The 16459-nt window shown below is 59.3% G+C and carries 18 protein-coding genes; 7 read left to right on the top strand and 11 right to left on the bottom strand.

Annotation, left to right across the window (positions count from 1 at the left end; translation table 11 throughout):
* Positions 1 to 177: 177 nt before the first annotated feature.
* The 9 genes from A7K61_RS26990 to A7K61_RS26950 all read right to left on the bottom strand — a co-directional run bounded on the left by A7K61_RS26990 (position 178) and on the right by A7K61_RS26950 (position 6930).
* The gene (locus A7K61_RS26990) at positions 178 to 516 is read right to left on the bottom strand and encodes a HopJ type III effector protein (RefSeq protein ID WP_044268381.1); all 339 of its coding nucleotides are present in this window, start codon (positions 514 to 516) and stop codon (positions 178 to 180) included.
* A gap of 92 nt (positions 517 to 608) precedes the next feature.
* Positions 609 to 1385, bottom strand: coding sequence for a TorF family putative porin (locus A7K61_RS26985; RefSeq protein ID WP_069558731.1), 777 nt, complete (start codon positions 1383 to 1385; stop codon positions 609 to 611).
* A gap of 105 nt (positions 1386 to 1490) precedes the next feature.
* Positions 1491 to 3218, bottom strand: a complete 1728-nt coding sequence (locus A7K61_RS26980; RefSeq protein WP_069558730.1) for an amidohydrolase — start codon at positions 3216 to 3218, stop codon at positions 1491 to 1493.
* Between the two features lie 177 nt (positions 3219 to 3395).
* Positions 3396 to 4280 carry a helix-turn-helix domain-containing protein gene (locus A7K61_RS26975; RefSeq protein ID WP_044268374.1) on the bottom strand — a complete coding sequence of 295 codons (885 nt, stop codon included), beginning with the start codon at positions 4278 to 4280 and terminating at the stop codon, positions 3396 to 3398.
* Between the two features lie 57 nt (positions 4281 to 4337).
* A complete protein-coding gene (locus tag A7K61_RS26970; protein WP_056788738.1) occupies positions 4338 to 4634 on the bottom strand; it encodes a DUF1244 domain-containing protein in 297 nt (98 codons plus the stop codon).
* Positions 4635 to 4649: 15 nt separating this feature from the next.
* Entirely contained in the window at positions 4650 to 5021 is a 372-nt protein-coding gene (folX, locus tag A7K61_RS26965; protein WP_003194073.1) for a dihydroneopterin triphosphate 2'-epimerase, read from the bottom strand.
* 2 nt (positions 5022 to 5023) lie between these two features.
* Positions 5024 to 5584, bottom strand: a complete 561-nt coding sequence (gene folE, locus A7K61_RS26960) for a GTP cyclohydrolase I FolE (protein WP_003194072.1) — start codon at positions 5582 to 5584, stop codon at positions 5024 to 5026.
* Between the two features lie 20 nt (positions 5585 to 5604).
* Entirely contained in the window at positions 5605 to 6315 is a 711-nt protein-coding gene (gene folM / locus A7K61_RS26955; protein ID WP_047711756.1) for a dihydromonapterin reductase, read from the bottom strand.
* 57 nt (positions 6316 to 6372) lie between these two features.
* Positions 6373 to 6930 carry a hypothetical protein gene (locus A7K61_RS26950; protein ID WP_057710535.1) on the bottom strand — a complete coding sequence of 186 codons (558 nt, stop codon included), beginning with the start codon at positions 6928 to 6930 and terminating at the stop codon, positions 6373 to 6375.
* A gap of 213 nt (positions 6931 to 7143) precedes the next feature.
* Between A7K61_RS26950 and A7K61_RS26945 the strand changes: the two genes are divergently transcribed.
* The gene (locus A7K61_RS26945) at positions 7144 to 8112 is read left to right on the top strand and encodes a MerR family transcriptional regulator (protein ID WP_047711754.1); all 969 of its coding nucleotides are present in this window, start codon (positions 7144 to 7146) and stop codon (positions 8110 to 8112) included.
* On the opposite strand, the gene A7K61_RS26940 is transcribed toward A7K61_RS26945, so the two are convergent.
* Complete coding sequence (locus tag A7K61_RS26940; protein ID WP_020302026.1) at positions 8103 to 8708, bottom strand: hypothetical protein; 606 nt, start codon at positions 8706 to 8708, stop codon at positions 8103 to 8105. The two genes, A7K61_RS26945 and A7K61_RS26940, sit on opposite strands and share 10 nt — an antisense overlap.
* A gap of 58 nt (positions 8709 to 8766) precedes the next feature.
* Entirely contained in the window at positions 8767 to 9234 is a 468-nt protein-coding gene (locus tag A7K61_RS26935; RefSeq protein WP_047711753.1) for a PAS domain-containing protein, read from the bottom strand.
* Between the two features lie 129 nt (positions 9235 to 9363).
* Here A7K61_RS26935 and A7K61_RS26930 point away from each other — a divergent pair, with 129 nt between their 5' ends.
* The 6 genes from A7K61_RS26930 (at position 9364) to A7K61_RS26905 (ending at position 16367) form a co-directional block, all read left to right on the top strand.
* On the top strand, positions 9364 to 9819 hold the full coding sequence (locus tag A7K61_RS26930; RefSeq protein WP_044268352.1) for a flavodoxin: 456 nt from the start codon (positions 9364 to 9366) through the stop codon (positions 9817 to 9819).
* Positions 9820 to 9994: 175 nt separating this feature from the next.
* Positions 9995 to 10777, top strand: a complete 783-nt coding sequence (locus A7K61_RS26925; RefSeq protein ID WP_044268349.1) for a class II aldolase/adducin family protein — start codon at positions 9995 to 9997, stop codon at positions 10775 to 10777.
* On the top strand, positions 10777 to 11679 hold the full coding sequence (locus A7K61_RS26920; protein WP_069558729.1) for an alpha/beta fold hydrolase: 903 nt from the start codon (positions 10777 to 10779) through the stop codon (positions 11677 to 11679). Before A7K61_RS26925 ends, A7K61_RS26920 begins: the two co-directional genes overlap by 1 nt.
* A gap of 118 nt (positions 11680 to 11797) precedes the next feature.
* Entirely contained in the window at positions 11798 to 12709 is a 912-nt protein-coding gene (locus A7K61_RS26915) for an SDR family oxidoreductase (RefSeq protein ID WP_044268345.1), read from the top strand.
* A gap of 481 nt (positions 12710 to 13190) precedes the next feature.
* Entirely contained in the window at positions 13191 to 14981 is a 1791-nt protein-coding gene (locus tag A7K61_RS26910) for a DUF1302 domain-containing protein (RefSeq protein ID WP_069558728.1), read from the top strand.
* Positions 14982 to 15008: 27 nt separating this feature from the next.
* Positions 15009 to 16367 carry a DUF1329 domain-containing protein gene (locus tag A7K61_RS26905; protein ID WP_069558727.1) on the top strand — a complete coding sequence of 453 codons (1359 nt, stop codon included), beginning with the start codon at positions 15009 to 15011 and terminating at the stop codon, positions 16365 to 16367.
* Positions 16368 to 16459: the final 92 nt, after the last annotated feature.

Below are 16459 nucleotides of genomic sequence, written 5' to 3'. Positions count from 1 at the left end.
GGTTACCGGTCAGTTAAGCGGTCATCGCGTTCTGTAGGAGCGAGCTTGCTCGCGAAAAACGTCAACGATAACGCGTGCTTGCTGAATGAGCGCGGCGCCTTTGAGTTTTCGCGAGCAAGCTCGCTCCTACAGGCATCAGGCGCCCGGCTCCCACATTGAGCGGGGTCGACGATGAAATCAGCGGCGGGTCAGAGGCTGTTCAGCAAATTTTACTGCGGCCAACCCATGGGCAATCAACGCCCGAATATTGCCATGGTCACTGCCGTCCGGAGTGGCCACCACCGACCGGTAATGCTCACCAAACGCCAGCAGTGCTTCCTGATCACTTAGCCCTTCCAGCAGCGCCAGACCCAAGGTCTTGCACGACCCTTCATTTTGCCCGGCGGCATTTTCCACACTGCCGTTGGTGAAGGCTTGCGGTTGGTAGTCGTAACCGGCGGCGATAAAGGCCAGGGTGTCGGCAAAGACATGTTCGCCGCTGTTGAGGCTGGCGCGCAGGGTATTCAAATCAGTCATCGGTTCTGGCTCTTTCTTAACGGGTGTAGGTGAGATTACCTATAGTAACTTTTTCAAGGTTATTTCGAACCACATGCAAGCTGACGGGCGGGTTAGAACGTCTTGCTTGCGCCGGCCACTATTGTTGCGCTGCACAGGTTGTCGAAGCCGGTAAAACTGGTGCATTCGGCTTTCGAGAGGTCGGTGTCGATATAGCTCAGCGACCAGTTAACGCCGACCAACTCGCGGCTGAGCTTGATTTCCCAGTTGTGATAATCGGCACGGCCGTTGCCGTTGTTACTGAAAAATACATCGTCTTTGTAGTCGACGTATTCATAGCGAGCTTCCAGGCCGACCTCTGCGGGCAGCACGGTGTGGTAACCGATGAACCACGATGACAGGTCCTCGTCTTGTTTACCCTTGTGGAACTCGCCATGTTCATCCTCGTAGTCAGGGCCTTTCATGTTGCGCACGTATTTGCCGCCGAACAGAACGCCGTAAACATCCAGGACAGTCTTGAGTTCGCCCTGGTTGTAATCGCTTTGGCGCGGGTACTCATACTGCGTGTAGAAAGTGTCCAGGCTGATGCGGTCATGGATTTGCCAAAAATAGCCGGCGAAATATTCGATTTCCTGGCGCGTTTTGGAGCCATTGCCAAAGTCGACATTCGAGGTCCAGACGCCGGCGTACAAACCACTGGCGTGGTTGAGGGTAATCCCCAGTTGTGCGGCAGGGTCACCCAGGGTTTGCGAGATGCCACTGGTGCGATAGTCGCTGACCAGCGCGGGGTTGATGATGAGTTCGAAGCTGTCGTTGAGCTCGACGGCTTGAGCGTTGATTAGGGGCGTCAAGGCGAGCGCTGCAAGCGTGAAGACGGAAAGTGCGTTCATAGGAGTCTCTTATTGTTATGAGTGTGTGAGTTATTCCAGGCGCGAGTGTGCCCAGCGCCGCTCTGGGAGCGGCGTCAGGTGTTTGCGTAATATTGAGCGAGTGGGTCAGATCTGTTTGCCGGAGAAGAAGGTGTTCAGGACCTTGGTCTCGAATAGCTCGTCGTCGCTGACCTTGAACACATCGCGATCAAGGACGATCAGGTCAGCCTGCTTACCGGGTTCCAGAGAGCCGATCTGTTGATCCAGGCGAAGGGTTTTGGCGGCGTTGAGGGTGTAGGCGTAGAACATGGTCTGGCGATCAAGGCTTTCCTTGGCGTTAAGCACCCCCAATGGGCCTTTGCGCGTACTGGCCTGAGCAATGGCATTCCACGGGTTGGGGCCAGAGACGGGCCAGTCACTGCCGCCCGCGATGGTTGCACCCGCGTCATGCAGGGATTTGGCGGGGTACAGATGATCGTAGGCAAACTTACTGATGTAAGGCTTGACCAGTTCTTCGGTGTAACTCTCGCTGGTGGCCCACAGCAATTGCATGGAGGCAATGACCCCCAGTTGCTTGAAGCGAGGGAAATCGTCTGGATCGACCACTTGCAAGTGCGCGAGGCTATGGGCCACAGGCGTCGGGTTGAGGCGGCGCGCATAATCGAAGCCATTGAGGGCTTCACGTACGGCGCGGTCACCGTCCGCGTGCACATGCATGATCCAGCCGCGCTTTTCCGCAGCCACCACCAACTCACCGAAATGCTTCGGATCGATCAGCAACTGACCGCGTTTATTACTGTTTTTGTAGGGGACGATGACCGCTGCGGTCTGCCCTGGAAACTCCATGATGCCGTCAGCAAAGATCTTGAGGCCGGGGAATGTCAGGTTGGGCACCCCCTCGAATTTTTTCATTACCTTGGCCACGACTTCCAGGTCGGCCGGCTTGCTTTTGGAGTTGGTCAGCATCAAGGCCGCGACGTGGGCACTGAGTTCGCCCTTCTCGGCCAGTTCGCGGTAGAACGGCAGCACGCCGTAGCTCTGCTCCGTGGCGGTGAAGTCGAACAGCGAGTCGCCATTGCCGGCGTTTGATGCCGCATCCATCCACGCGGTGACGCCATAACCATTATTGACCTTCACCGCTTCGCGAGCGGCCTTGAGCATGATCTCTTTGCTCGGTGCAGGAACCTTATTGCGCACCTGATCCCAGCGAGACTCGGCAAAATAACCGGTGGGGGTGAAGTCGTTTTCGTGACCGATGTAGTCACGCTCGGTCGCAGGCAGGCCTTTTACCAGTGCTGCATCGACTTTCACACGCTTGAGCATGGCGTTGTTGGCCCAGCCGGTGTGGCCGTCGATGCCACTGAGCACCAGCGGTTGGTCGGCCCAGCGGCCGTGGTTGAAGATCTTGCCCAGTTCGCGGCTTTTATCCCAATAGGCCGAGCTGGTGCCGGCAATTAAGATGACGTCCCCGGATCTGGCCCGGCCTGCCTTATCTTGCTCGATGATCCATTGCTCAAGCTCGGGCAATGGCTTTTCTTCATCCAGCAAGTTGGCACCCAGGCTCGCGAGGCCCGCAGACACCGGATGGCTGTGAGTATCAATCATGCCGGGCATCAACACCTTGCCCGCAAGGTCGAACCGTTGAGTGTTGGCATCGGCGAGGGCATTGATCTGCGCATCGCTGCCGACTTCGAGGATTTTTCCGTTTTCCACCGCCACCGCTTGAGCCAGCGCTTGGCCGGGGACACCGGTGAAAACCTTGCCATTGGTGAATACCAGATCGGCTGCTGCCATGGCCTGCAGGGAGGGGACCGTTAACATCGCGGCCAGAACACAGGGAGTCAATCGCTTCATTCAAAGGTCCTTTTTATTGGTTTTGTTCTATTGAGGTTTTAGCGACGCGGCACAGTGGCCGGCGAACGCACGGTTCCTTGTTTGAAGTCGATAATGCGGGCGCAAGAAGGCTGGCCTCTATCCGATTTACGCTTGCGTGCGCGCATCATTTTGGTGCGCAAGCGCTTGGGGGCCGATTCAGCGGGGACGCGAGAGTGTGCGGCTGGGGAGTTCACCAAAGAGCTGGTAATAGGCCTGGGAGAAACGGCCCAGGTGCCAGAATGACCAGCGCATGGCGACTTCCGCCACGGTCGTCTCTGCGGGCACCTTGCGCAGTAAGTCGCGGCGGGCAAAGTTCAATCGGCGTAACCGCTGCCATTGGCTGGGTGATACACCGATAGAAGACGTGAAGCGTTGTTGCAACTGACGAACAGACACCCCCGCGCCGTTGGCCAGTTGCAACACATTGAAGTGTTCTTGCGGGCTGGCCATGACCAGGTCGAAAACCCGTTGGATAAGACGGCGGTCATGGGCTCGGTGTTTCAGGCTTGCCAGGTCCGGCGTCTGGCTCGGGCAATCGAGGATATACAGGCAATCGTCGACCAGCTGTTGTGCCAGCCCTTCTTCAGGCACCGGGGATTGCCCCACGGCCAACCGTTGAAGCGTGCTGCTCAACCAGTGGCCAAAAACCTGGCTCTGCCGGGAAACCAGTGGGGTGAGGAGCATGCCATCCAGGTTGCTCAGATTCAGGCAATCAAGTTGCTTGAGGTATTGAGGGCCGATCACCACCGCGACTTCTTTATAGTTTTGCGGGGTGACCCAGGTGTTCTGACTGTCCTCGTTGAGCAGGTACAGCGATCCGTCACTGGTATCAAAACTGAAGACCAATGAACCGGCGGGCGCATGGAAATGCTGCTCCACCCGCGTGTTCATCTGCTCTTCATACACCTCGATGCCGTCCAACTGCATGTACACAACTTTGCCCCGAAAATACCCTGGGGACATTTGCTGGTAGTGCTCCTGCCAGCCGGAAATCGCCAGTTGCTGATCCACATCCGCAGTATCAAAGGTTTGAATCTGCATGCTTTTGCTTTCCTGGTTTTTCCCGCGGGCTGGCCCCACGTCGTGAGGGCTTAGCGCCTAACCCTGGGGGTTGCCTTTGGCAAACGCGGCCTGTTGGTCGGCGTTGGCTTCTTGCTGGTATTGGGCTTTCCACTCGGCGTACGGCATGCCGTACACCACTTCACGGGCGTCATCGAGGCTGAGCTCGATCTGGCGCTCGTCGGCTTCGGCCTTGTACCACTTGGACAGGCAGTTGCGGCAGAAGCCGGCAAGGTTCATCAGGTCGATGTTCTGCACATCCTTGCGGCTGTCCAGGTGGGCTACCAGTCGGCGAAAGGCGGCGGCTTCGAGTTCGAGGCGTTGTTGGTCGTTCATAGGGCTCACTTGCTATCAGCGGCTGGCGGCCAGAGTGATCGAAACCGACTCGGCAAAACGCAGCGCGTGGGGTTTGTCTACTTCGACTTCGGCGTACAGCACCGATTCGTTGCTCATCACCAGGTCCAGCAGTTCCTGGGTCAGGCGCTCCAGCAGGGCAAAGCGATTGCCTTCGACGTGAGCGATGATGGCCTTGGTGATGGTGCGGTAGTTCAGGGCGTGGTCGATGTCGTTGTCACGTACGGCTTCCTGGGCGGCATACAGGATGGTCAAGTTGATCAGCACATCCTGCTTGTTGAGGATTTCGTCCTCGTTGATGCCGATAAAGGTGCGCAGGCACAGGTCCTTGACCCGGATACGCGCCATGCCTGGTTGAAGTTGTGGCATTGCTACTTGCTCCGTCCAATCAGTTGCAGGAACTCCATGCGGGTGGTGTTCGACTCGCGAAAGGCGCCGAGCATCACCGAGGTGTTCATGGTTGAATTCTGTTTCTCTACGCCGCGCATCATCATGCACATGTGCTTGGCTTCGATCACCACCGCCACGCCGGCGGCCTGGGTCACGTCCTGGATGGCGTCGGCGATTTGCCGCGTGAGGTTTTCCTGGATCTGCAGGCGTCGGGCGAACATGTCGACAATGCGCGCCAGTTTTGACAGGCCCAGCACCTTGCCGGTCGGAATATAGGCCACATGGGCCTTGCCGATAAAGGGCAGCAGGTGATGCTCGCACAACGAATACAACTCGATGTCCTTGAGGATCACCATCTCGTCATTGTCCGACGCAAACAGCGCGCCGTTGACGATTTCTTCCAGGTTCTGCTCATAGCCATGACACAGGTACTGCATGGCCTTGGCGGCACGCTTGGGCGTATCGAGCAGGCCCTCGCGCTGCGGGTCTTCGCCCAGGCCCTTTAGGATTTCGCGATAGTGGTGGGGCAGGGATAAGGTCATACAACATCCTCAAAAACGGCTTACTTGATATGCCGCCCACCGTTGACGGTCAGGGTGGTACCGGTGACATAGGGGTTGTCCAGCAGGTAACGCACGCTCTGGTAGATCACCTCGGGCCCGGGCTCGATGCCCAGGGCCGACTTGGCCAGGACCTTGGCGCGATAGGTTGCGTCATCGCCTTCGTTGAACATCACCATCGCCGGGGCAATGCCGTTGACCTTGATCAGCGGCGCAAACTGCGCGGCAAACGATAACGTGAGGCTGTCGAGCCCGGCCTTGGTGGCGCAATAGGCGATGTGCTGCCGGCTGCCCTTGCGCACCACGTCATCGCTGATATGCACGATATCGGCGGGTGTCGAACGTTGCAGCAAAGGTGAACAATGCAGGTTGATCAGGTACGGCGCAAGCATGTGCACGCTGAACATGTCGATAAAGGCACGGCTTTCGTCGCCCGGAGTTTCCGCGACCCAGGCTGAAGCGTTGTGGATGATTGCGCGCAAGCTTTGGGTATGGGTTTTCACTGCGCCAATGAAAGCCAGCACGCCGGCTTCGCTGGAGAAGTCGGCAAACACGCCGATGGCGCCTCGCTCACGCAGCGCCTGCACGCCGGGGCGTTCGCTGCGGTAGCTGAACATCACCGATTGGCCCTCATCCAGCAGGCGCTCGGCGCAATGCAGGCCGACACGCTGGCTGGCACCGGTGATCAGGATCGGAGCGTTGGTTGCATTCATGGGAGGCTCAAGTCGCTGGCAGGCTCAAACTATACCAGCGCCCCGGCCTCCCTGTACTCAAGCGGCGGCTTCGGTGACCTTGCGAGGGGGCGAGGGGTGCAGCCAGTTCGCCAGCAGGTGGGTCGACAGCGGTATAAAAAGGTAAACCATCAGCGGGGTCAGGGCAGCGGTGCTCACCAGTACACGGCTGAACAGGTCCAGCTCATTGAGCAGCGAGCCCAGGCCGAAGTTGAACAGCAGCGATACCGGGAAAAATGCCAGCCAGATGGCCACGGCCTGTTTCCAGCGTGGCGGGCGGGCACCTACTGCGCCAAACCAGCCATCGATACCGCTGACACGGTGCTCCGACGGGTCGGCAAACAGCTCGCTGCCACGGCTTAGCCACGCGCCGCGCGAGGCTGAGAATTCCCACGCATGCAGGGTTTTTTCATCGGCAAAGCGGAAGATGATCTGGAACTCATCATCATGAGGCGGCGGGGCCAGCACGCCGGAACCCAGGTAACCGGGGAAGTCAGTCGCCAATTGCTCGCCTTCGCGCAGCCAGGCCATCAACTCTTCGTAGCGACCCTTGGCCACGCGGCGCGCAACCATCAAGGTGACGGGTGAGGTAGACATCGTATATCTCCAAATCAGCAAGTGCGCCGAGCCGGGTAGGCTGTGCACGGACGAAGCTGCGGGGTGGTGCAGCGACGCAAAAGAACAGGCAAGGATTATTCCGGATTTGCCCAAATACGCCAGAAACTTCGGATGGATCGCCGTAGATCTTGAATCATGCAGTTCAATCGGCGTTAAATGGTGTTCAAATTCATACAAGTTTTTAGACCGCTGATGCCCGAAATCACTGCGCCTCTTCGCGAAACGACACCCGACAGCCACACTGACTGCGAGGGGCTGTTTCCGATTCGTGAAGTGGCAAGACTCACAGGTGTGAACCCGGTGACGTTGCGTGCGTGGGAGCGTCGCTACGGTTTGATCCAGCCTTTACGCACCGAAAGTGGGCACAGGCTTTACTCAAGCACCGATATCGACACCGTGCACCGCATCCTCGACTGGATCGAGCGGGGCGTGGCGGTGAGCAAAGTCGGCAAGCTTTTGGCGCGCGACCCACAGGCCAACGAACCGGCCACGGCGTCACGCAGCGATACCGAACTGGAGTGGCGCCAGTGGCAGGCGCAACTGCGGCTGGCCATCAGTGCTTTTGATGATCGTGAGCTCGACCGGTTGTATGGCCAGATCTTCAGCGTCTATTCGACGACCGTGGTGTTCCAAGACATTTTGGTCCCGCTGTGGCAGCAGTTGTTACGTCACCAAGGCCGCTTTGGCCAAGCCAGCGAGTGGCTGTTCTTCGATAACTTCCTGCGCTCGCGCGTCGCACGCTGTCTGCAAATGGCCTGTGCCTCACCCGTGCCCAGGGTGTTGCTGTCAGCCATTGCCGGAGAGTGCCGTGAGCTGGAGTTACTGGTGGCGGGCTTGTTGATGTCGAGTGAGAAGCTGGCGGTCAAGGTCCTGGGCGTTGGCCAGCCACTGGATGAATTGACGCTGATCTGCGAGCGCACCCGACCGCAAGCCTTGGTGCTGTTTTCCAACCACGCCCCTGGCACAGAGTTGGCGTCGCGGCTCAATCGCCTGGCCTTCACCCTCGATTGCCCGTTGTTACTGGCTGGAGAAGCGTCGGACCTGGCAGAGCACAGCCTGGAGGGTTCGTCGATTGGTTGCCTGGGCAATGACGGACGCTTGATGCCGCGCCGCTTGCAGCAACTGCTCAGCGGCCATCTGGGGCCCGAGTCTCAGGCGTGAACGTGCGGATGCACCAGGCGGTGTTGGTGCAGGATGAACTGGCGTAGCCGTTCGATCTCATCGGCATCGCTCTGGCTCAGGCGATAAGCGAACAAGCCTCGGGCGGTTTCGCGCTCCAGCGTGCCGCGCAGGGCGATGCGCTCGTAGCCGGAAGGGCTGAACCACAGGGAAAAGGTCTTCGGCGGTTTGACCCGGCCACGCACTTCTACCAACACACCTTTGAATGACACTTCGTGCACCCACAACGCGCTGGAGTAGCCCTTGATGTTTTCCAGCGCCACCGGCGTTTCAAGGGCCAGGCGCCACGGGCGGATCATCGGCCCGTCTTCAAAAATGCTCGGTACGCCCAGGCGCAAATGCACAGCGTGAAACTCATCTTCCACCAGGTGCAACGGGAAGGTGAGTTGCTGGTTGTCGAACTGCGCCTGGATGGTGACTTGGTCGTGAGCCGCTAGCCGCGTGAGCAAATCGCGAATCTGTGCCCCGCCATTAACCGTCAGGCTCGACCATGCATCCCGCAGGTTGAGCTGCGGGTTGTGCTGCATGTCCTGGATAAAATCCAGTTCGTCCTGCGTCAATAGCGTGTCGCGTTGCATTGATCTAGCTCAAGGCTGAGGCATTAAAAAGCCATTATCGCTCTAAAGACCGCGTTTTTTACAGTTTGTTAAATCCACTCGTCGCCTTGAGTGCCGCGAGCTCGCTCTTGAGCTCGGCCAGCTGGGCTTCCAGTTGGGCGACACGCTGTTGTGCCTTGACTTGAGTAGTGACGTCTTTCTGCACGCCGACGAAATAGGTTTGCTTGTCGACCTCGTTGTACACGGTGGAAAGCGATAGCTCGTTCCAGAAAGGCGTGCCGTCCTTGCGAAAGTTGCGCAGGATCTCCCTGCAGGCGCCGCCGCTGTCGAGCGCGTCACGAATGGCGATCAAGGCCGGTTGGTCGCGGTCGCCCGACTGCAGGAAGCGGCAGTCCTGATACAGGATCTCGTCGAGGGTATAGCCGGTCAGCCGTTCGAAGGCCGGGTTGACGTAGATCAGCGGTTTGTCTTTGCCTTCGCGTTCGGCAACGACGATCCCGTCGTTGGACGCATTGACGACCATTTGCAGCAGTTTGGCGTTAATCATTGAGCGGTCCCTGGCCTGATTTTGACCTTGCCAGTTTATGGCAAGTCTTGAATGTTGCACGGCGCGCACTGAAATATTCCCACAGGCTGCTAATATCCCACGCTTTCACTCAACTACAGGATCAGATTGATGAAAGTCGCCATCCTCTCCGGCTCGGTCTACGGTACGGCTGAAGAAGTCGCTCGCCACGCGCAAGAAATCCTCAAGGACGCAGGTTTCAACGCCTGGCACAACCCTCGTGCCACGCTGGCAGACGTGCAGGCCTTTGCTCCCGAGGCATTCCTTGCGGTGACCTCGACCACCGGCATGGGCGAGCTGCCCGACAATCTGCAACCGCTGTATTCGACCATTCGCGACCAACTGCCCGCCGCCTGGCGCGGCCTGCCAGGTGCAGTCATCGGCCTGGGCGACGCCAGCTACGGCGATACCTTCTGTGGCGGCGGTGAACAAATGCGCGAATTGTTCGCCGAACTGGGTGTCCACGAAGTGCTGCCAATGCTGCGCCTGGACGCCAGTGAAAGCGTTACTCCGGAAGCTGATGCCGAGCCTTGGCTGGGCGAGTTGGTCACTGCGCTGCGCGGTTGAATACCCGAGAGCGCCGTTATTGACGGCGCTTGTTTGACCCATATCTGTACTATTCTCATGACTGACTCGCTCAGTCATCAAGCTGGCTGCCAAGGAAACTCCTTGCGCCTCGGCGTCTGACTAGACTGGCTCTCACTTTAGACACAATAAGAAGTGCGCCAAGGAGGTCATTGCCATGAGCCTAGCCCCTGCTCCATCGCCACAAAACGTCAAAGCCCAGGTCAGCGCCGCCGAATGGCAAACCCGCGTGGACCTGGCGGCCTGTTATCGGCTGGTGGCCATGCACGGCTGGGATGACCTGATCTTCACGCATATTTCGGCGAAGGTGCCGGGCACTGAAGATTTCCTGATCAACCCCTATGGGCTGATGTTCCACGAGATCACCGCGTCGAGCCTGGTCAAGGTTGACCAGGCCGGCAATAAGCAAATGGACAGCCCCTACGAGATCAACCCGGCGGGCTACACCATCCACAGCGCCATCCACGAAGTGCGCCACGATGTGACCTGCGTGCTGCATACCCACACCGCTGCGGGTGTGGCGGTATGTGCGCAAAAGCAGGGCGTATTGCCCATCAGCCAGCAATCGCTGTTCGTGCTGTCGAGCCTTGGCTATCACGCCTATGAGGGCGTGGCGCTCAATCACGAGGAAAAGGCCCGCCTGCAAGCGGATTTGGGCCAGAACAATTTCCTGATGCTGCACAACCACGGCCTGCTGACCTGCGCCGGCAGCATCGCCGATACCTTCCTGATGATGTTCACCTTCCAGCGCGCTTGCGAGATCCAGGTACTGGCCCAGAGCGGCGGCACCGAGTTGATCGCCATCGAGCCGCAGATTCTCGCCGGTGCCAAGGCGATGGTGGCAGCTGTCACAAAAAGCGCCCAAGGTATGGGCGGTGCGCTGGCCTGGCCGGCACTGCTGCGCAAATTGGACCAACAGGACCCCGGGTATAAAAGCTGATGCCACTCGCCGAGATACCGCTCAGAGCCTGGCGCAAGCGCGGCCAGGACTTCGTCTTTCGTGGCCACACCGTGCGGTATTGGGTGGCCGGGCAGGGTGAGCCGTTGCTGCTGATTCATGGTTTCCCCACGGCCAGTTGGGACTGGCATTACCTGTGGCAGCCCCTGGCCCAGCGCAACCTGGTAATTGCCTGCGACATGCTCGGCTTTGGCGACTCGGCCAAACCCTTGAACCACGACTATTGCCTGCTGGAACAGGCCGACTTGCAACAGGCGCTGCTTGAGCACCTGCGCGTAGAGCAGCCGGTGCATGTGTTGGCCCATGACTATGGCGACAGCGTCGCCCAAGAGTTATTGGCCCGGCATTACGAGGGAGGGTTCCAGATGGCGAGTTGTGTATTTCTCAACGGCGGGCTGTTTCCGGAAACCCATCGGCCGGCGCTGGTGCAAAAGCTATTGCTCAGCCCTCTGGGCTGGATGATCGGCCGGGCATTTGGGCGCAATGCCTTGGCCAGCAGTTTCAACCAGATTTTCGGCCCCCAGACGCGACCCAGTGAAAGTGTGCTGGATGATTTCTGGAGTTTGATCAGTTGCAACGACGGCCCGCGTATCCTGCACAAACTCATCGCCTACATTCCCCAGCGCCGTCGTCTGCGCGAGTGTTGGCTGGCGGCCATGCAGCAAGGCGAAGTGCCGTTGCGGGTGATCGACGGCGAAGTAGACCCGATTTCCGGTGCCCATATGGTCGAGCGCTATCGCCAACTGGTGCCTGAGCCCGACACGATAAGGCTGGCCAATATCGGCCACTACCCGCAGATCGAGGCGCCGGTCCAGGTACTCAGGCACTACCAGGCGTTTCGTGAGCGCATCGGCCAGCCTTCACCGCGTGCGGCCTATTCCTGAGCCTGCGCATCATCCCGCTGCCTTATCAGGCACCATTCAGCCCTGGACGTCTTTATTGTGACCAAAGGCTGCCTGCGTGACACTCTGCCTATTCCCATTGTCGCCAGCGGAGTTCGGTATGAGTGAGTCAGTGCAGTTCCAGGATAAGGTCGTGATCGTCACCGGCGCCGGTGGTGGCTTGGGCCAGGCCCATGCGCTGCTGTTCGCCAAGCACGGGGCCAAAGTGCTGGTCAACGACCTGGGTGGCTCAACCCAAGGCGAGGGCGCCAATGCCTCGGCGGCCGACCGGGTGGTGGCGCAGATTCGCGCGGCGGGCGGCATTGCCGAAGCCAACCATGACTCCGTCACCGACGGCGACAAAATCGTACAGAACGCCTTGGATGTTTTCGGCCGGGTCGACGTGGTAGTCAACAACGCCGGGATCCTGCGCGACAAGACCTTCCATAAAATGGATGACAGCGACTGGGACCTGGTTTACCGGGTGCATGTCGAAGGCGCCTACAAAGTCACCCGCGCCGCCTGGCCGCATTTGCGCGAGCAGGGTTATGGCCGGGTGATCTTCACGGCGTCGACGTCCGGTATCTACGGCAACTTCGGCCAGTCCAACTACGGCATGGCCAAGTTGGGCCTGTATGGCCTGACCCGCACCCTGGCGCTGGAAGGGCGCAAGAACAACATCCTGGTCAACGCGATTGCTCCTACCGGTGGCACGCGTATGACCGAAGGGCTGATCCCGCCGCAAGTGTTCGAGCGCCTCAAGCCAGAACTGGTCAGCCCGCTGGTGGTGTACCTGGGCAGTGAAGCCTGTGAGGAAACCGCAGGCTTGTTTGAAGTGGGTGGCGGCTGGATCGGCAAGACCCGCTGGGAGCGTAGTCTGGGTGTGGGTTTTGATCCCGAGGCCGGTTTTTCGCCGGAAGATGTGGCCGCGCACTGGCAGCAGATCTGCGACTTTGAAGGGGCTGCGCACCCCAAGGACAACATCGAGGCGTTGAAGGAAATGATGGCCAACTTGCAGAAGTTCAGCCTCTGATCATTGCCGGTAAATCAATGAATCCCACGGGGCGTCGATGACGCCCCGTTTTATTTTTGGCATAAAAAAGGCCGCTGCATAGGCAGCGGCCGAAGTAAGACGTTGGATCAAGGAGCGACAAATCAACGTCAGTGAACACCGGGAACAGACTGATTACTGGATCAATCCGCTATAAATCAGCTTTTCTCCCTGATGCGGGAGCGGGCTCTTTGCCCTGAAAGCCAGGCAAGAATAATCGGTTGTAACAGAATGAGTAATAGCAAATCGGGACAAGGACTATTACCGGATCGGCAATAATTACAAGGCGTCATCGATTCTTCTGATAACCCTTCATCCATCGCATGCATGCCACCAGGCCAACGCCCGGCCAGAGAGCCCCTTCATCCTTTCGAGCGACAACACGAATACCTCCTTGGTGCGCTTATCGCTCCTCAAGGGCGGCAGTAGGGTGGGGCCTTCTGTCACTCACCGGGGAAGACGCATGACAAAAACAATAATGCGCGCCATCTTCACGCCACAGGCGCTGGCCACTGCGGTTGCGCTGGGCTGCTGTGCCCAGGCGCAGGCTGTTTCGTTCAACATCGGCGAGATCGAGGGGCAATTCGACTCTTCGCTGTCGGTCGGCGCCAGTTGGGGCATGCGCGATGCCGATAAAAGCCTGGTCGGCACCGTCAATGGCGGGACGGGCCAGGCGTCCACCGGGGATGACGGGCGCCTCAATTTCAAGAAGGGCGAGACCTTCTCCAAGATCTTCAAGGGGCTGCACGACCTTGAGTTGAAGTACGGCGACACCGGCGTATTCGTGCGTGGCAAGTATTGGTACGACTTTGAACTCAAGGACGAAGACCGCGAGTTCAAGCCCATCAGCGACCACAACCGCAAGGAAGGCGCCAAATCCAGCGGTGCGCAGATCCTCGATGCCTTCGTCTACCACAACTACTCCCTGGGCGACCTGCCCGGCACCGTGCGCGCCGGCAAGCAGGTGGTCAGTTGGGGCGAAAGTACCTTCATCGGTAATTCCATCAACAGCATCAACCCGATCGACGTGTCGGCGTTCCGCAGGCCCGGTGCCGAGATCAAGGAAGGCTTGATCCCGGTGAACATGCTGTTTGCCTCCCAGAGCCTGACCAATCAACTGACCGTCGAGGGTTTCTACCAGCTGGAATGGGACCAGACGGTGCTCGACAACTGCGGCACCTTCTTCGGCGGGGACGTGGCGGCGGATGGCTGCACCAATAACTACACCGTGGGCAGCCCGGCGATCCGACCGCTGCAACCGGTGGCCGCTGCCTTTGGTCAAGGGTTTGGCGTGACCAATGAAGGCGTGATTGTACGGCGTGCCGGTGACCGCGATGCGCGCGACTCCGGCCAGTTCGGCGCGGCCCTGCGCTGGCTGGGCGATGACACCGAATACGGCCTGTACTTCATGAACTACCACAGCCGCACACCGACCGTCGGCACCCTGACCGCCAATACCAACCTGGCCACCATCGGGCGCATTATCAACACCGCCAACGCCCTGGCGCCCGGCTCCGGTGCTGGTTTGGCGCAAAGCACCCTGCTTGGCCGTGGCCAGTACTACCTGGATTACCCGGAAGACATTCGCCTGTTCGGCGCCAGTTTCTCCACCACCTTGCCCACGGGTACGGCGTGGACCGGTGAGATCAGCTATCGGCCCAATGCGCCGGTGCAGCTCAACACCACTGACCTGACCCTGGCCCTGGTCAATCCCATCGCGGGCCAACTTGCTTCACCCATCCGCAGCAATTTCGGCGACGACAACAAAGGCTACCGCCGCAAGGAAATCACGCAGATCCAGAGCACCATGACTCAGTTCTTCGACCAGGTACTGGGCGCCGAGCGCCTGACCCTGGTGGGCGAAGCGGCGGTGGTGCACGTCGCCGGCCTGGAAGACAAAAGCAAACTGCGCTACGGCCGAGACTCGGTATACGGCGCCTATGGTTTTCAAGGTGACACCGACGGTTTTGTCACCTCCACCTCGTGGGGCTACCGGGCGCGGGCGATCCTTGACTACAACAACGCCATTGCCGGTGTAAACCTCAAGCCCAACCTGTCCTGGTCCCATGACGTCGCGGGCTACGGCCCTAACGGCCTGTTCAACAAAGGCGCCAAGGCCATCAGCGTCGGCGTGGATGCGGACTATCGCAGCACCTACACCGCAAGCCTGAGCTACACGGATTTTTTTGGCGGTGACTACAACACCCTGACCGACCGCGACTTCCTCGCCCTCAGCTTCGGCGTGAACTTCTGATCTGGTTTAAAAGAAGGACAAGACCCTATGCGTAAGATGATTGCAGTGTTGGCCCTGAGCGTATTGGCCACCAACGTAATGGCGGCGGTATCGCCCGAAGAAGCCGCCAAGCTCGGCACTACCCTCACCCCGGTCGGCGCCGAAAAAGCCGGCAACGCCGATGGCTCGATCCCGGCCTGGACCGGCGGTATCCCGAAAAACGCCGGCGCAGTGGACAGCAAGGGCTTCCTGGCTGACCCCTTCGCCAACGAAAAACCGCTGTTCGTGATCACCGCCGCCACGGTGGACAAGTACAAGGACAAACTCTCCGACGGCCAAGTGGCGATGTTCAAGCGCTACCCAGAAACCTACAAAATCCCGGTATACCCCAGCCACCGCACGGTCAACTTGCCGGCGGACATTTACGAGTCGATCAAGCGCAGCGCCGTGAATGTGAAGGCGATCAACGATGGCAACGGCCTGGAGAACTTCACCGGCAACCGTTACTACGCGTTCCCCATCCCGAAGAATGGTGTGGAGGTGCTGTGGAACCACATCACCCGTTACCACGGCGGCAACCTGCGGCGCATCATCACCCAGGCCACGCCCCAGACCAATGGCAGCTACACGCCGATCCGTTTCGAAGAAGAAGTAGCGGTGCCGCAAGCCATCCCGGATATCGACCCGGCCAAGGCCGCCAACGTGCTCAGCTATTTCAAGCAATCGGTCACCGCGCCGGCGCGGCTGGCGGGCAACGTGCTGCTGGTGCATGAAACCCTCGACCAGGTGAAGGAACCGCGCCTGGCCTGGATCTACAACGCCGGCCAGCGCCGGGTGCGGCGTGCGCCGCAGGTGTCCTACGACGGCCCGGGCACCGCCTCCGACGGCCTGCGCACCACCGACAACTTCGACATGTTCTCCGGCGCGCCCGACCGTTATGACTGGAAACTGGTGGGCAAGAAGGAGATGTACATTCCCTACAACAGCTACAAGCTCGACTCGCCGAGCCTCAAGTACGACGACATCATCAAGGCCGGGCACATCAACCAGGACCTGACCCGTTACGAACTGCACCGCGTGTGGGAAGTGGTCGGCACCGTCAAACCCAGCGAGCGGCACATCTACGCCAAGCGCCACATGTACATCGACGAAGACAGCTGGCAAGTCGCGCTGGTGGACCACTACGACGGCCGCGGCCAACTGTGGCGCGTCGCCGAAGGCCATGCGCAGTTCTACTACGACCACCAGGTGCCGGCCTACACCGTGGAAACCCTGTACGACCTGATTGCCGGGCGCTACATCGCGCTGGGCATGAAGAATGAAGAGAAGAGCAGCTTCGTGTTCGGCTTTGCCGCCAAGGCTGCGGACTACACCCCGGCGGCACTGAGGACGGAGGGCGTTCGCTGATTGCGCATCGAAGTGAGGTTGAAAATGTGGGAACTGGCTTGCCTGCGATAGCCATAGGTATCTACACAACGCTGTCGCAATCAACGGTAACC

This window comes from Pseudomonas sp. AP42 (assembly GCF_001728935.1).
Classification (GTDB): domain Bacteria; phylum Pseudomonadota; class Gammaproteobacteria; order Pseudomonadales; family Pseudomonadaceae; genus Aquipseudomonas; species Aquipseudomonas lactis.
Note: the sequence above shows the minus strand (reverse complement) of the source record. Positions and strands in the feature narration are given on the sequence as shown.

Coding starts and splice junctions, on each gene's coding strand:
- A7K61_RS26990 (WP_044268381.1), bottom strand. CDS start 516: ATGACTGATTTGAATACCCTGCGCGCCAGCCTCAACAGCGGCGAACAT.
- A7K61_RS26985 (WP_069558731.1), bottom strand. CDS start 1,385: ATGAACGCACTTTCCGTCTTCACGCTTGCAGCGCTCGCCTTGACGCCC.
- A7K61_RS26980 (WP_069558730.1), bottom strand. CDS start 3,218: ATGAAGCGATTGACTCCCTGTGTTCTGGCCGCGATGTTAACGGTCCCC.
- A7K61_RS26975 (WP_044268374.1), bottom strand. CDS start 4,280: ATGCAGATTCAAACCTTTGATACTGCGGATGTGGATCAGCAACTGGCG.
- A7K61_RS26970 (WP_056788738.1), bottom strand. CDS start 4,634: ATGAACGACCAACAACGCCTCGAACTCGAAGCCGCCGCCTTTCGCCGA.
- folX (WP_003194073.1), bottom strand. CDS start 5,021: ATGCCACAACTTCAACCAGGCATGGCGCGTATCCGGGTCAAGGACCTG.
- folE (WP_003194072.1), bottom strand. CDS start 5,584: ATGACCTTATCCCTGCCCCACCACTATCGCGAAATCCTAAAGGGCCTG.
- folM (WP_047711756.1), bottom strand. CDS start 6,315: ATGAATGCAACCAACGCTCCGATCCTGATCACCGGTGCCAGCCAGCGT.
- A7K61_RS26950 (WP_057710535.1), bottom strand. CDS start 6,930: ATGTCTACCTCACCCGTCACCTTGATGGTTGCGCGCCGCGTGGCCAAG.
- A7K61_RS26945 (WP_047711754.1), top strand. CDS start 7,144: ATGCCCGAAATCACTGCGCCTCTTCGCGAAACGACACCCGACAGCCAC.
- A7K61_RS26940 (WP_020302026.1), bottom strand. CDS start 8,708: ATGCAACGCGACACGCTATTGACGCAGGACGAACTGGATTTTATCCAG.
- A7K61_RS26935 (WP_047711753.1), bottom strand. CDS start 9,234: ATGATTAACGCCAAACTGCTGCAAATGGTCGTCAATGCGTCCAACGAC.
- A7K61_RS26930 (WP_044268352.1), top strand. CDS start 9,364: ATGAAAGTCGCCATCCTCTCCGGCTCGGTCTACGGTACGGCTGAAGAA.
- A7K61_RS26925 (WP_044268349.1), top strand. CDS start 9,995: ATGAGCCTAGCCCCTGCTCCATCGCCACAAAACGTCAAAGCCCAGGTC.
- A7K61_RS26920 (WP_069558729.1), top strand. CDS start 10,777: ATGCCACTCGCCGAGATACCGCTCAGAGCCTGGCGCAAGCGCGGCCAG.
- A7K61_RS26915 (WP_044268345.1), top strand. CDS start 11,798: ATGAGTGAGTCAGTGCAGTTCCAGGATAAGGTCGTGATCGTCACCGGC.
- A7K61_RS26910 (WP_069558728.1), top strand. CDS start 13,191: ATGACAAAAACAATAATGCGCGCCATCTTCACGCCACAGGCGCTGGCC.
- A7K61_RS26905 (WP_069558727.1), top strand. CDS start 15,009: ATGCGTAAGATGATTGCAGTGTTGGCCCTGAGCGTATTGGCCACCAAC.